The sequence below is a fragment of the Variovorax sp. PMC12 genome (assembly GCF_003019815.1).
GTDB lineage: Bacteria > Pseudomonadota > Gammaproteobacteria > Burkholderiales > Burkholderiaceae_C > Variovorax.
Map to the genome: position 1 here is coordinate 3,520,896 of NZ_CP027773.1, position 13,323 is coordinate 3,534,218.

A 13,323-nucleotide genomic window follows, 5' to 3' on the forward strand; every position below is an offset into this window, starting at 1 on the left:
CACTGATCAGGCCGAGGATGTCTTGGGCGCCGGCAGCCACGCGAAGGCCGCGATGCCCAGCACCAGCAGCGCGGCGATGGTCGCCAGCACGGCCGTCAGCGGGTCGGCGCCGTGCGCGGACGCCACCGAGGCGGCGACGCCGGTGCCCCACTGCATGAGCGCCACGCCGAGGAACATCGCCATCGTGAACACGGCCATCGCGCGGCCGGTGAGCGCGGCGGGGTAGGCACCGCGCACATCGGCGTACTGCCAGACGATGAAGCCCGAGAGCACGCCGATCAGCAACATGCCCGCGATGTCCAGCCAGGCCGAGTGCAGCATCGCGATGAGCGCGAAGAGCCCCGCATAGCCGAGCGCGCAGATCACGATCCAGCGCCGCCGCGCTGCGCCGTCGCGGTCGAGCCGCCCGAACAGCGGCGCGCCGACCAGCGAGATCACCGACACCGCCAGCGCGACGTTGCCGCTCTCCACCAGCGAATAGCCGTGCCGCCCCATCATGAGCGGGCCGAGCCACAACCCGCGCAGCGAGATGAAGGCCGCGTACGTGACCGCGCCCAGCACCACGATGCCGAGCGTGTGCGGCATCGCGAACAGCGCGCCGAACTGGCGGATGGCCTCTGGCACCGATTCCTTCACCTGCGGCACGGCCGAAGCGGGCTCGTGCACCCAGTGCCAGATGGCGAGCCAGGCCAGCGCGGCCGCCACGGCCAGCACCAGGAAGCCCGCGCGCCATGAATAGGCCTGCACCAGCCACGCCAGCGGCGTGCCGGTCACCAGCATGCCCAGCCCGCCGATGGCCAGCACCATGCCCGACACGGTGGCGAAGCGCGCCGCCGGAAAGTGCCGTGCGATGAACACGGTGCACACCAGGAAGGCCGGCGCGCAGCCCACGCCGATCAGCGCCTGCCCGGCCACCAGCACCAGGTAGCTAGAAGCCGCCGCCGACAGCAGCGCGCCCGCGATGGCGATGGGAAAAGCCACCAGCACCGTGCGCCGCACGCCGTGCAGGTCGATGCCGATGCCCATGAACAGCTGCATCGCGCCGAACGCAAAATGAAAAGCCCCCGAGAAAATCCCGAGGGCCTGGGCCGACAGCCTGAAGTCGGTTTGCAGCGGACTCGCCATGATGGCGCCGACCGTGCGGAACGCCTGGCTCAGCGCAACCCCGGCGCACAGCGCCAGGACCATGACCCATGCCGCGCGGGGGGTCAGGGGTTCTGCGGCGGAGCGCTGCGCGGGGACCGGGCTCATGTCCGGGAATTTTCAGGGAGTTCTTGTCCGGGGCGCATGCACAGGCCACCGGGTACTCCCCTCCGCGAATGTCCCCCGCCTTCGGCTCCTCCTTTATTTCGCTGCGGGGAGCACCCGGCGCCCTGTGCATGATGAGCGCAGCGCGTGATCGGGCCGTTCGACCGCCGCTCCCATCGATCACGCCGATGGGGTGCCTTGCGCAGCGAAATAAAGGAGGAGGCCGAAGGCCGGGGGACATTCGCGGAGCAAGGTACCCCGTCGGCGCGATCGCGCCACGAAGAACAACGCCCCTCGAAAACGCCCCGGTCACTCACCGTGGCATTTCTTGTATTTTTTTCCGCTGCCGCATGGGCAGGGATCGTTGCGGCCCGGCGTGGCCTCTTTGCGGATCGTCTCGGCCTTCGGGCCCAGGCTCTTCCAGAGCTGGCGCAGGTCGTAGACGGCCCAGATGGCGGCGCCGAAATCGTCCAGGCGCTGCTGGCTCACGCTGGGCGGGCCGTCTTCGCTGTACATGGAAACCGTGGGCTTGGCGTTGTCGTCCTCGGTCAGCGCGACGATGTTGTCGAGCGCGTCGTTCAGCATTTGCGCGGCTTCCTTGTCGCGCGGCGCGGCCCAGTCTTCGGGCCAGTTCTCCACCGCGTACATGAAGCCGAGCGCCCACACCTGGGCGAACGACGGAATGGCTTCGCCGGCGACTTCGGCGCGCTCTTCCTCGGGCAGCGAGGCGATGGCGCCGCGGGTGTCGAGCACCTCGGGCTGCCAGCTGCGTTCGTCGTCGAGCGTCTCGACGGGGGCGTCGAGGCCTTCCTCGATCTCGATCCAGCGGCGCTTCCAGTTCCAGACGAACTCCATGTGCTTGGCCGACGAGAAGCTGTCGCCCAGCAGCACGGGCCAGTACTCGGAAGGCATGATGGGGCGGCGGGTGCAGATCAGCGCGGCCATGAAGCCCTCGCAGAACTCCCACTGGGGAATTTCCTCGTCGTGTTCGCGCATGGCGTCGAGCGCCTGGTCGAGCGCGTCGAAATCGTCGGGGCCGAGGGGTGCGGGAGTGGCCGAAGCGGCCGGTGTGGGGTCGGGAATGGTCGTCATGGCAAGGTGGAAACAGCCCTCTATGATGCAGCAGGCTCCGGTCGACACTATTTCTATGCCCACGATCATTCCATTTCCGGCGCGCTACAGCGCCTTCGCCCTGTGTGTGGCCGGTCTCGTGGCGTGCCTCGCCTTCGTGCTGGTTTCGCCGCATCTGTGGTTTGCCTGGGTCGGGCTGGCCATCTTTGCGGTACTTTCCGGTACCGGCGTACACGACCTGCGGCAGACGCGCCACGCCATCCTGCGCAACTACCCGGTCATCGGCCACCTGCGCTTCCTGCTGGAGTTCATCCGCCCCGAGATGCGGCAGTACTTCATCGAGAGCGACTCGGAAGCCGCGCCCTTCTCGCGCGCCCAGCGCTCGCTGGTCTACCAGCGCGCCAAGGGCGACCCCGACAACCGCCCCTTCGGCACCCAGCTCGACGTGACCGCCGCGGGCTACGAGTGGATCAACCACTCGATGCAGCCCACCAAGCTCGCGAACCACGATTTCCGCATCGTGATCGGCGGCACGCCGCAGCCGGCCGACGCCGATCCGGCACAGGTCTGCACGCAGCCCTACAGCGCCAGCGTGTTCAACATATCGGCCATGAGCTTCGGCGCGCTGTCGGCCAACGCCATCCTCGCGCTCAACCAGGGCGCCAAGATGGGCGGCTTCGCGCACGACACCGGCGAAGGCTCCATCTCGCAGCACCACCGCGTGCACGGCGGCGACCTGATCTGGGAAATCGGCTCGGGCTACTTCGGCTGCCGCAACGACGACGGCACCTTCAGCGAAGAGCGCTTCACCGCCAACGCGCGCGACCCGCAGGTGAAGATGATCGAGATCAAGCTGAGTCAGGGCGCCAAGCCCGGACACGGCGGCGTGCTGCCGGCGCCCAAGGTCACGCCCGAGATCGCGGCAGCGCGCGGCGTGCCGGTGGGCGTGGACTGCATTTCGCCCGCCTCGCACAGCGCGTTCTCCACGCCGACCGAGATGATGCACTTCGTCGCCCGGCTGCGCGAACTGTCGGGCGGCAAGCCGACCGGCTTCAAGTTCTGCCTGGGCCATCCGTGGGAGTGGTTCGGCATCGTCAAGGCGATGCAGGCCACCGGTATCACGCCCGACTTCATCGTGGTCGACGGCGCCGAGGGCGGCACCGGCGCGGCGCCGGTCGAGTTCAGCGACCACGTGGGCGCGCCGCTGCAGGAAGGCCTTCTGCTGGTGCACAACACGCTGGTGGGCGTCAACCTGCGGCACCGCATCAAGATCGGCTGCGCCGCCAAGGTGATCACCGCCTTCGACGTGGCCCGCATGATGGCGCTGGGCGCCGACTGGTGCAATGCGGCGCGCGGCTTCATGATGGCGCTGGGCTGCATCCAGGCGCAGAGCTGCCACACCGGCCATTGCCCCACCGGCGTGACCACGCAGGACCCGCTGCGCCAGCAGGCGCTGGTGGTGCCCACCAAGGCCGATCGCGTGCGCAACTTCCACCGCAGCACGCTGCATGCGCTGCAGGAACTGGTGCAGGCCGCGGGCCTCGACCATCCGCAGCAGATCACCGCGCACCACATCGTGCGCCGCATTTCCGACACCGAAGTGCGCTTGTTGAGCAACCTGGTGATGCAGGTGCAGCCGGGCGCCCTGCTCGGCCCGCTCGACGCGCAGCACAATGTTTTCCGCACCTACTGGCCGCTGGCCAGTGCAGAGAGTTTCCAGCCCGTGACGCAGGGCCCGCAAGGGCTGGTGTCGGGCTTCGCAATGGCCGCATGAATCCACTGAAACGAGGCGCGAACGCGCGCCTGCAATCGCGCAAGGGCGCAGCTTCGGCGCCCGCGCCCCTCGACGCGCTCGCGCGCACGCCGGCTCCCGGCGACTACGCGGAGTTCCTGCGCGTCACCCTGCCCCGGCAGGAAAAGAACGTGGCCAGCCACCGCTTCGGCAGCGAACGCGTATGGCTCAAGAAGGCCGGCCCCCGTCACGGCAAGTGGGGCTACCGCGTGATGGCCGCCGTGGCCCGCATGGCGCGGCTGGACATCATCAAGCCGGTGCCCAACCCGGGCGGCGAAGCGGCCATCGCAACCGAGGCCCGGCGCCTGAAGACGCTGGCGGCCGCGGGCCTGCGCGTGCCGACCGTGCTGGCGCAGCAGGCGGACGGCCTGCTGATCTCCGACCTCGGCGAAAGCGGCCGTGCGACCGTGGTGCTGCAGGAGCGGCTCGACCAGGCCGCCGCCGCCGGTCCCGCCGCGCTGCTGGCGGTATGGCGCGAGGGCCTGGCCGCCATCGCCGCCGTGCACGTGCGCGGCCAGCACCTGAGCCAGGCCTTCGACCGCAACCTCGTGCAGTGCCCCGATGGCGTGATCGGCTACATCGACTTCGAGGACGACCCGGCCGAAGTCATGACGCTGGCGGAATGCCAGGCCCGCGACTGGCTGAGCTACCTGCACTCGACGGCCATGATGCTGGAGGCCGCCGCGCCGCAGGCCGCGGGCCAGCACTGGCATGCCGCGCTGGCCGGCGTGAGCGAGGAAGTGCGCGAGCGCATCGCGAACGCGGCACGGCGCATGAAGTGGGCGCAGAAGCTGCCGGCCAGCCGGCGCTGGGGGCGGGATACGCAGCGGGTGCGGGCTGTGGCGCGGCTGCTGGGGCGGTGGCATCTGGCGGCGCCGGCAGTGCTGCAGAACTGACAGCAAGGTCGCAGGCTAAGGGAGCTTCCTGCGGCTGAGCCGCTTGTGCTGCCATCGGCGAAATGCCCAATCCCCAAGCAAACCGCCCGCCAGCAAAGCAACAAGCTGAACGGCAAGCGCAACCATATAGGCTTGCCCCAGATCGTCATCGTTCTTCGCAAATTTGAGTTCGTACCAATGGCCTGCGAGGCCAATGAGTTTGTAGAAGACTGAGCCGAGCGCGATCGCTCCGACAACGATGGAGAGGATGCGGATGACCAAGCTCATAACAAGAACCCGAAGAAGCTATCGACGCTCGAGCTTCCGCCGCTGCCACTTGCGGAACATCCAGTCGCCGAGCCACCCGCCCACGACAGCGGCAATCGCTTGCACCGCAAGAGAGAGAACATAAGCATCGGCCACGTCGTCGAAACTCCGGGCTTGGTTCGCTTCGTACCACTGCCCGATGGGCATTAGCAGGCCCGCTGCAACCAGAAAACTGAGTGCCAGTGCGCCAGCCACAACGCTGAGCAGTCGTAGCAGTAGTTTCATAGGACTGGCCAAAACCATATGGCTTCTGCTCGACGCATATCGGTGATGACTCCTTCCCAAGAAATGTGCCACTGAATAAAGAACCAGGACGACCGTTTGGTTAGCCGCGCCCCATTCCAAAGATCGATGTGATCACCCTGCCTCCCTTCGCCCCAGTAGTTCTGGATGAACACGATCCCGGTGCGCTTTGCAATTTTGTCGAAGCCTTCCTTGCCCGTGTATTTCTCTGTACGGGCCATGAGGCCCGACTTGCCAGAGTCCAGCCAATTCGCCAACTCCTGCGCCCTGATCGGGTACTTCGGACTGTCCTTCTGCCAGGAGTAGACACCTCGGAAGCTCTCCATGCTCAGGCTCGAACGGATGAAGGCCGCACCCACGTTGATGGCACATTGATCCTTGTAGGCGTCCCTGTCGAGCAAGGCGTCGTCACCCTTGATCGTCGGATGGTTCGACCAGAGAGTCGCAAAAGATGGCTGCATGGGATTCCGGGCAACGGCAAAGGCGGGAGCCCAAAATCTACCGCGCCTCCTGCGACTTTCGACGGCCGGAAAGGTTGTCAATTGATACCCGGCGCAGAAACTTCGCGACACCCGCCGCTAGGCCGCGAACGCCGCCCGCACCGCCACGCCGCGCAGCGCCAGCCGCTTCTTCATGGACAGCACCGCCTTGTCCTTGCTCAGCAGCAGGGCGCCGTGCGCCACGGCCAGGTCGATGAACACCTGGTCGTCGGGGTCGCTGCACACGCAGGGCGCGCGCGGCGGAACGCCCTCCACCATGCGCACGCGCGCGTCGAAATCGGCCAGCACCGCCGGCACCTGCAGTTCCCGCTGCGCCATGCGCCTGGCGATGAGCGGGTAGCCCAGCACGCGTTCGAGCTCCACGCGCATGGCGGCCGTGGCCAGCCAGCGCAGCTCGCCCGCGGCCAGCCGCTCTGTCAGGGGGGCCCAGGCGGGGTCTTCGAAGACGAGCAGGTCGAGCGCGATGTTGGTGTCGATGACGACTGGGCCGGGTTCTGTCAACGTCATGGAATGTTCGGCAAATGCGGGCGATGTTGCACCATGCGGGGTCGGTGTCAGGTCCGCGTCGGGTCGGTACGCGAGAATACCGTCTTGCCAAACGCTTCCTCGGACAACGCCTCCTTCATGAAACGAATACCGCTGCTCTGCCTTGTCCTGCTCGCCTCGGCGGGTGTCAGGGCCGAGTGGCTGACCCTCACGGGCACGCCCGGGGACGCCGACAGCAGCTATGTGCAGGTCGATCCCGCCAGCATCGAGGTCGACGGCGCGCACCGCACCGTGGCGCTGCGCATGAACCTGCAGGCAGAGCGCCTGAACCGCGACGGCGTGAGGTTCCGCTCTTTCCAGGGCGTCGCCACGGTCGATTGCGACGCCCGCAGCGCCCGCTATGTGAGCGCAAGCTACTTCTCGCAGCCCAATTTCGTGGGCGAACCGGCCCAGGTGAAGCATTTCGAGGCGGGCGACGTTCGCCCGGTGACCTTGCCCGGCGCGCCGCCCGAACTGGCCGCGCGCACGGTCAATGCAGCCTGCGCCGTTCGGCCGACGCAGGCGCCCAGGCCCGAGGGCACCGGCGAATCACTTCCGCGCTGAGCCCGCGACCATGTCGAAGCGGAACAGCCGGCATTCGATGGGGCCGTTCCACATCGGCACGCGGCGCGACTCCTTCAGGCGCATCTGCCTGGGCAGCTTCAGGTCGGGCGTGAGCACCCAGGCGGTCCAGCCGGCGTAGTTTTTCTTCCAGTGGGCCGCGAGCTGGGGAAAGAACTCACCGCCGTCGCCCTGCTCGGTCTGCGCCGATTCGCGGGCGCCGAAGCGGCCGGTGCCGGCCACCCCGCCCACCTCGATGCGCTCGCCGTACGGCGGGTTGAGCATGATGACGCCGGCCTCGACCGGCGGCATGCGCTGCAGCGCGTCGCCGCCGCGGAACTCGACGGCCTGCGCCACGCCCGCGCGTTCCGCGTTGCGCTCGGCAAAGTCGACCATGCGGTGCGACACGTCCGAGCCGAAGATGGCGACGCCGTGGTCCCGCGCGCCGGCCTCGGCTTCTTTCCTGATGGCGGTCCAGACATGCGCCTGGAACGGCAGCAGCTTCTCGAAGCCGAAGCGCCGCAGCGACCCGGCCGCGATGCCGCGCGCGATCTGCGCCGCCTCGATGGCGATGGTGCCGCTGCCGCAGCAGGGGTCGTAGAGCGGCTGGGCCGACACTTCCCCGGTCTCGGGGTTCCACCAGCCGCTGGCGGCCAGCATGGCGGCGGCCAGGGTTTCCTTCAGCGGGGCGTCGCCCTTGTCCTGGCGCCAGCCGCGCTTGAACAGCGGCTCGCCCGAGGTGTCGATGTACAGCGTGCAGGTGTCGGTGGTCAGGTGGGCGAACACGCGGCAGTCGGGCCACTGGGTCTCGATGCTCGGGCGCACGCCGTTGGCCTTGGCGCGGAAGCGGTCGGCAATGGCGTCCTTGATGCGCAGGGTGGCGAAATTCAGGCTCTGCAGCGGGCTGTGCTGGGCCGTGGTCTCGATCTTGAAAGTCTGCCTGGGGGTGAACCAGATCTCCCAGGCCACGCCGTTGGCGATGGCGTAGAGATCGTTTTCATTGCGGTAGGGCGCATGGGCCAGCTCGACCAGCACGCGCTGCGCGAGCCGGCTGTGCAGGTTGAGCTTGAGGGCGTCGCGCCAGTCGGCGCGTACCCGCACGCCGCCGCGCAGCGTGAGCAGGTCTTGCCCGGCACGGCCGGTCAGGGCGTGCACCTCCTGGGCGAGGAATTCCTCGACGCCGGCGGCGCAAGGCAGGAAAAAGGAGAGATCGTTCACTGAAAGTTGGCCATCGGGAAGCCCGACTAGGGGACTCCATTGTCGCCTTGTCACAGCCCTTCTCTATATAGTCGATTCGCCGATGAACCCCATCCTCGTTCCACCGGCGGCATCCGCCGCCCCGATCGCCGCCGGAAGCGACCGCTTCGCCATCGAATGCGAGGTGCTGCGGCTCTCGGTACGGCCCATCGGCCCGGTGCTGCTGGTGCAGTACCTGCTCAACTGCGGCGTGGCGGCGCTCTTCGCCTGGCAGTACTCGCTGGCGCGCGCGCTGGTGTGGATCGGCCTGATCACCATGGTGACGGTACTGCGCGGCTTCTTTCCGCAGCGGCTGCCGGAGCCGTTCACCCCGGCCACGCTGCGCGCGGCGCAGCGCCTGCACACGCTGCGCACCGGCATCTGGGAGCTGGCGCACGGCATGGCCGGCGTCCTGCTGTTCAACCCCGGGCGCGCCGACCAGCAGCTGCTGCTGGGCCTCATCCTCATGGGCATGACGCTGTCGTCGGCCTTCTCGGTGTCGTTCTATACGCCGGCCACGCAGCTGGCGATCACGCTGCTGCTGGCGCCGGTGATCGTCACGGGACTGTGGATGGGCTCGCCGGAAATGATGGCCGTGGCCGTCATCGGCATCGGCCTGATCGCGATGATGTGGAAGCTGGTGGCCGAGCGCTCCCGCCAGCTCGAGGAAAACATCGGGCTGCGGCTCAACGAACGCACCCTGCGCGAACAGGCACTGGCGGGGCTGCGCGCGTCCGAACAGGCGCAGGCCGAGCGGCTGCGCTTCTTCTCTGCCGCCAACCACGACCTGCGCCAGCCGGTGATGGCCATCGGCCTGCAGGCCGAGGTGCTGCGCCAGCAGCTGGAAAGCGGCGCCGACACGCCGGCGGTGCAGCACACCGTGGCCTCGCTGGCACGCGCGCAGCAGGCGCTGGAAGGGCTGACCAATCAGCTGCTCGAAATCGGCCGCATCGAGGCCGCTGTCGATCCGCTGCGGCCCGAGGCGGTGGCGCTGGCCCCGCTGCTGCATGAACTGGCGCGGCAGGCGGGCAACGGGCGCGTGGGCGTGCGCTGCCCGGCCGGCGCGGCTGCCTGGACCGACACCGTGTCGCTGCGCCGCGTGCTGGCCAACCTGGTGGACAACGCGGTCAAGTTCACGCCGCGCGGGCGCGTGCTGCTGGCGGTTCGGGCGCGCCGGCGCGAGGCCGGCCCCGCCTGGCGCATCGAGGTGCGCGACAGCGGCATCGGCATTCCGGCGGAAGCGCAGGAGCGGGTGTTCAACGACTTCGAGCAGATCGGCAACGTGGAGCGCAACCTGCAGCGCGGCCACGGGCTGGGCCTGGCGATCGTGCGGCGGCTGGCGGCGCAGCTCGGCATCGAGGTGGCGCTGCGCTCGGCGCCGGGCCGGGGCTCGGTGTTCAGCTTCGAGCTGCCGGCGGCGCCGGACGGCGCGGCGGTGACGCGCGCACTGCCCTCGCCGCAGGCCGGCAACGGCGCGGCGGCACACAACGCGCTGCCGCCCGGGCTGGCCGTGCTCGTGGTGGAGGACAACGCGGTCGTGGCCGACAGCCTGCTGGCGCTGCTGCGGCAATGGGGCGTGGCGCCGCGCGTCTACGCCAGCGCGGCCGAGGCGCTGGCGCTGGCCGACCTGCGCGCGCTGGACGCGGCGCTGTGCGACATCCGCCTGCCGGGCACGCTCGACGGCATCGCGCTGGCCGAACGGCTGCAGCGGCAGAAGCCGTCGCTCACCATCGCGCTGATCTCGGCCGACATCAACGAGGCCACCCAGCGCCTGGCGCTGGAGCGCGGCTGGCATGCGCTGCGCAAGCCGGTGCAGCCGGACGAGCTGCACGGGGTGCTGCTGAAGGCGCTGCCGCCGGGCTGAAGGCGTCCGGCTCGGCCTGCGGTTCCGCTGCCGTTGCAGCGCTGGCACGGGCCGTGCAACAGCGTCACGGCTTCCGATATATGCTCCGCGCACAGGCCGCCGGACCTGCCCCGATGTCCACCGCCACTCCTCTTTCTTCCCTCCCCGCCGATCCGCGCAACCTGCGCTACGGTGGCGTCGCCATCGCCTTGCACTGGCTGCTCGCGGCACTGATCGCGGGCTCGCTCGGCGTCGGCCTCTACATGACGGGGCTGCCGTTCTCCCCCCTGCGCCTGAAGCTCTACAGCTGGCACAAGTGGGCCGGCGTCACCATTTTGCTGCTGTCGGCGCTGCGGCTGGCGTGGCGGCTCGGGCACCGGCCGCCGGCGTTGCCGGCCACCATGTCGCCGTGGCAGCTCTCGGCCTACCGCACGGGCCATGCGCTGATGTACCTGCTGTTCTTCGCGATGCCGCTCTCGGGCTGGGCCTACAGCTCGGCAATGGGCGTGCCGGTGGTGTGGTTCGGCGCGCTGCCGCTGCCCGATTTCATGCCGGTCGACCAGCCCTTTGCCGAGGCGGTGCTGCAGCCGCTGCACAAGGGCTGCGCCTTCACGCTCGCGGGCGTCACGCTGCTGCACGTGGCGGCGGCGCTCAAGCACCACTGGATCGACCGGGACGGTCTGTTGAAACGCATGTGGCCCGCGCCACGCAAGGAATCCGCCGGATGAAGCGCCGTTACCTTTTCGTTCCCCTGGCCTTGCTGGCGCTTGCGCCGGGCATGGCCGCCTTCGCCGAGCCGCCGGCCGCGAAGCTGGTCGCCGACAAGAGCCAGATCGTGTTCGTCAGCAAGCAGATGGGCGTGCCGGTGGAAGGCACGTTCAAGAAATTCGACGCCCAGGTCGCGTTCGACCCGAAGAAGCCCGAGGGCGGCAGCGTGGCGCTGCGCATCGACACGGCCAGCGCCGGCTTCGGCATTCCGATGAGCGACGCCGAACTGCCCAAGGCGCCGTGGTTCGACGCGGCGCACTTTCCGCAGGCCACCTTCCAGTCGAGCGCGATCAAGGCGCTGGGCGACGGCAAGTTCGAGATGACGGGCAAGCTCACCATCAAGGGCACCGCGAAAACGGTGACGGTGCCGGTCGGCATCGCCCCCGCCGGCGGCAACCAGGCGGTGGCGACCGGAAGCTTTACGATCCAGCGCCTCGACTACAAGGTCGGCGACGGCGAATGGACCGACACCTCGATGGTCGCCAACGAGGTGCAGGTGCGCTTCAAGCTCACCATCGCGGGCCTGGGCCCGCTGTGAAGACCCGCCAGGCCGCGCCGCTGCTCACTCACTCCACTCTTTCATGACACACCCAGCCACCGCCGTGAAGAAAAAGCTCATCCTTGCCGCGCTGCTGTCGGCCGCGGCCTTCTGCGGCAGCGCCGCGGCGCAGGACTACACGGCGCCGCCCGTGGCCGTGAAGCCCGCGGGCGGACCGAAGAAGAACGCGAACTACGTGGTCGACCCGACGCACACCTTCGTCATGTACGAGATGGGCCACTACGGCACCACCACCAACCGCGGGCGCTTCAGCACCAAGGATGGGTCGGTGCAGATCGACGGCACCGGAACCAGCGGCAAGGTCGACATCACGATGGACATCAGCTCCATCAACACCGGCGTCGACCTGCTCAACCGCCACGTGCAGAGCAAGGATTTCTTCAACGTGGCGGAATTCCCGACCGGCCGCTTCGTGGCCGACCGGATCGACATCAGCGGCGACAAGGTGGTCGACGTGCCGGGCACGCTCACGCTGATGGGGCAAACGAGGCCGGTGACGCTGAAGGCGGTGCGCTTCAACTGCTACCTGAGTCCGCTGATCAACCGCCAGGTGTGCGGCGGCGACTTCGAGACCACGGTGGAACGCAGCGACTGGGGAATCACCTGGGGACTGAACTTCGGGTTCGAGAACAAGGTGAAGCTGCTGGTGCAGGTGGAAGCGGTCAACGTCCAGCCGTAGGCGCTTCCGGCGCCGTGGCTGGCGGCCCTGCCGGCCTGCCTACCTGACGATGGTCTTGCCGGGGCGGCTCGCGGCCAGCGGTTCGTCGCCGTCGTCCTTCGGGGATTTCAGCCAGTCGCGGGCGGCCATCAGGGCACGCGGAAGATTCAGCAAGACCAGCATCCAGGCACCCATCGCCACCGCCATCACCGCACCGAACAGCAGTTGCTCGGCCAGCGGCGCATCGCTCCAGTAGAAGAAGCTCAGCAAACAGGACAGGATCAATGCCCAGATGGCCAGAAGGTAGAGATTTTTCATTTTTGTGCACCGCGGAAGTCGGTACACAAAATGTAAACGAAAACATAATTTTAGTACTACTTAAAGTTTACTTTTCAGTCGTTGATCAGCGTGACTTTCTCCACGCTATTCACCCATTTCAAATTTCCACCAAGAGGCAGCCCCGATGGACAACACCCTTTCCTTGCTAGGCATCGCCGGCGCGATGGCGGTGGGCGCGATGAGCCCGGGCCCGAGTTTCGTGATGGTGGCGCGCACGGCCGTGGTCTCGCGCGGCGACGGGCTGGCTGCGGCGCTGGGCATGGGGGCTGGCGGACTGGTCTTCGCCATCGCGGCGCTTGCGGGACTGCAGGCGGCGTTCCTGGCGGTGCCGGGGCTCTACCTGGCGATAAAAGGCTTCGGCGGCGCCTACCTCGTCTACCTGGGTTTTCGCATCTGCCGCGGCGCGCGCCAGCCACTGGCCGTGACACCCGATGTGGGTAACTCCCCCGGCCGGCAGGGGCGTGGCGGCCGCACCTTCCTGCTGGGCCTGGCGACCCAGGTCAGCAACCCGAAGACGGCCGTGGTCTACGCCAGCATCTTCGCCGCCTTCCTGCCGCGCGAGGTGCCGCTGGTGCTGGCGCTGGCGGTGCCGGCCGTGATCTTCTGCATCGAGACCGGCTGGTACGCCATCGTGGCGCTGGCGCTTTCCTCGGCGGCGCCGCGCTCGGCCTACCTGCGCTACAAGGCCTGGATCGACCGCGCGGCCGGCGGCGTGATGGGGCTGCTGGGGGTGCGGCTGGTCTGGTCGGCCTTGCGCGGCGGCCACTGACCGGGCACC

Annotated in this window: 16 protein-coding genes; 8 read left to right on the forward strand and 8 right to left on the reverse strand. The window is 68.4% G+C overall.

What is annotated here, in order from left to right:
- Positions 1-6 precede the first annotated feature (6 nt).
- Both C4F17_RS16285 and C4F17_RS16290 read right to left on the reverse strand, forming a co-directional pair.
- Positions 7-1,188, reverse strand: a complete 1,182-nt coding sequence (locus tag C4F17_RS16285) for an MFS transporter (RefSeq protein ID WP_106937585.1) — start codon at positions 1,186-1,188, stop codon at positions 7-9.
- A 369-nt stretch (positions 1,189-1,557) separates the two neighbouring features.
- On the reverse strand, positions 1,558-2,340 hold the full coding sequence (locus tag C4F17_RS16290; protein WP_081267833.1) for a UPF0149 family protein: 783 nt from the start codon (positions 2,338-2,340) through the stop codon (positions 1,558-1,560).
- A 55-nt stretch (positions 2,341-2,395) separates the two neighbouring features.
- Here C4F17_RS16290 and C4F17_RS16295 point away from each other — a divergent pair, with 55 nt between their 5' ends.
- Together C4F17_RS16295 and C4F17_RS16300 are read left to right on the forward strand one after the other, a co-directional pair.
- On the forward strand, positions 2,396-4,093 hold the full coding sequence (locus C4F17_RS16295; protein WP_106935936.1) for an FMN-binding glutamate synthase family protein: 1,698 nt from the start codon (positions 2,396-2,398) through the stop codon (positions 4,091-4,093).
- Positions 4,090-5,007, forward strand: coding sequence for a hypothetical protein (locus tag C4F17_RS16300; protein ID WP_081267831.1), 918 nt, complete (start codon positions 4,090-4,092; stop codon positions 5,005-5,007). The genes C4F17_RS16295 and C4F17_RS16300 overlap by 4 nt, the downstream gene beginning before the upstream one ends.
- Positions 5,008-5,022: 15 nt before the next feature.
- On the opposite strand, the gene C4F17_RS16305 is transcribed toward C4F17_RS16300, so the two are convergent.
- From C4F17_RS16305 to C4F17_RS16320, 4 genes are all read right to left on the reverse strand, one after another.
- Entirely contained in the window at positions 5,023-5,274 is a 252-nt protein-coding gene (locus C4F17_RS16305) for a hypothetical protein (protein WP_106935937.1), read from the reverse strand.
- Between the two features lie 18 nt (positions 5,275-5,292).
- Positions 5,293-5,538 (reverse strand): hypothetical protein, encoded by a 246-nt coding sequence (locus C4F17_RS33435; protein WP_081267829.1) that lies wholly within the window; start codon positions 5,536-5,538, stop codon positions 5,293-5,295.
- On the reverse strand, positions 5,535-6,017 hold the full coding sequence (locus C4F17_RS16315; RefSeq protein WP_106935938.1) for a type VI secretion system amidase effector protein Tae4: 483 nt from the start codon (positions 6,015-6,017) through the stop codon (positions 5,535-5,537). The genes C4F17_RS33435 and C4F17_RS16315 overlap by 4 nt, the downstream gene beginning before the upstream one ends.
- A 117-nt stretch (positions 6,018-6,134) precedes the next feature.
- Positions 6,135-6,563 (reverse strand): PIN domain-containing protein, encoded by a 429-nt coding sequence (locus C4F17_RS16320; RefSeq protein WP_106935939.1) that lies wholly within the window; start codon positions 6,561-6,563, stop codon positions 6,135-6,137.
- A 117-nt stretch (positions 6,564-6,680) separates the two neighbouring features.
- Here C4F17_RS16320 and C4F17_RS16325 point away from each other — a divergent pair, with 117 nt between their 5' ends.
- Positions 6,681-7,145: a surface-adhesin E family protein gene (locus C4F17_RS16325; protein WP_106935940.1), complete on the forward strand. Its 465-nt coding sequence runs from the start codon at positions 6,681-6,683 to the stop codon at positions 7,143-7,145.
- On the opposite strand, the gene C4F17_RS16330 is transcribed toward C4F17_RS16325, so the two are convergent.
- Positions 7,131-8,360, reverse strand: coding sequence for a THUMP domain-containing class I SAM-dependent RNA methyltransferase (locus C4F17_RS16330; protein ID WP_106935941.1), 1,230 nt, complete (start codon positions 8,358-8,360; stop codon positions 7,131-7,133). The genes C4F17_RS16325 and C4F17_RS16330 overlap by 15 nt on opposite strands.
- Positions 8,361-8,442: 82 nt before the next feature.
- Here C4F17_RS16330 and C4F17_RS16335 point away from each other — a divergent pair, with 82 nt between their 5' ends.
- From C4F17_RS16335 to C4F17_RS16350, 4 genes are all read left to right on the forward strand, one after another.
- A complete protein-coding gene (locus tag C4F17_RS16335; protein WP_106935942.1) occupies positions 8,443-10,242 on the forward strand; it encodes an ATP-binding response regulator in 1,800 nt (599 codons plus the stop codon).
- A 113-nt stretch (positions 10,243-10,355) separates the two neighbouring features.
- Entirely contained in the window at positions 10,356-10,949 is a 594-nt protein-coding gene (locus C4F17_RS16340; RefSeq protein ID WP_106935943.1) for a cytochrome b, read from the forward strand.
- Positions 10,946-11,527: a YceI family protein gene (locus C4F17_RS16345; RefSeq protein WP_081267822.1), complete on the forward strand. Its 582-nt coding sequence runs from the start codon at positions 10,946-10,948 to the stop codon at positions 11,525-11,527. The genes C4F17_RS16340 and C4F17_RS16345 overlap by 4 nt, the downstream gene beginning before the upstream one ends.
- Positions 11,528-11,570: 43 nt before the next feature.
- Positions 11,571-12,227 (forward strand): YceI family protein, encoded by a 657-nt coding sequence (locus C4F17_RS16350; protein ID WP_199851862.1) that lies wholly within the window; start codon positions 11,571-11,573, stop codon positions 12,225-12,227.
- Between the two features lie 39 nt (positions 12,228-12,266).
- Here the strand turns inward: C4F17_RS16350 and C4F17_RS16355 are convergent, their stop codons facing one another.
- The gene (locus C4F17_RS16355; RefSeq protein ID WP_081267820.1) at positions 12,267-12,524 is read right to left on the reverse strand and encodes a hypothetical protein; all 258 of its coding nucleotides are present in this window, start codon (positions 12,522-12,524) and stop codon (positions 12,267-12,269) included.
- A 145-nt stretch (positions 12,525-12,669) separates the two neighbouring features.
- Between C4F17_RS16355 and C4F17_RS16360 the strand changes: the two genes are divergently transcribed.
- Complete coding sequence (locus C4F17_RS16360; protein WP_106935945.1) at positions 12,670-13,314, forward strand: LysE family translocator; 645 nt, start codon at positions 12,670-12,672, stop codon at positions 13,312-13,314.
- Positions 13,315-13,323 lie beyond the last annotated feature (9 nt).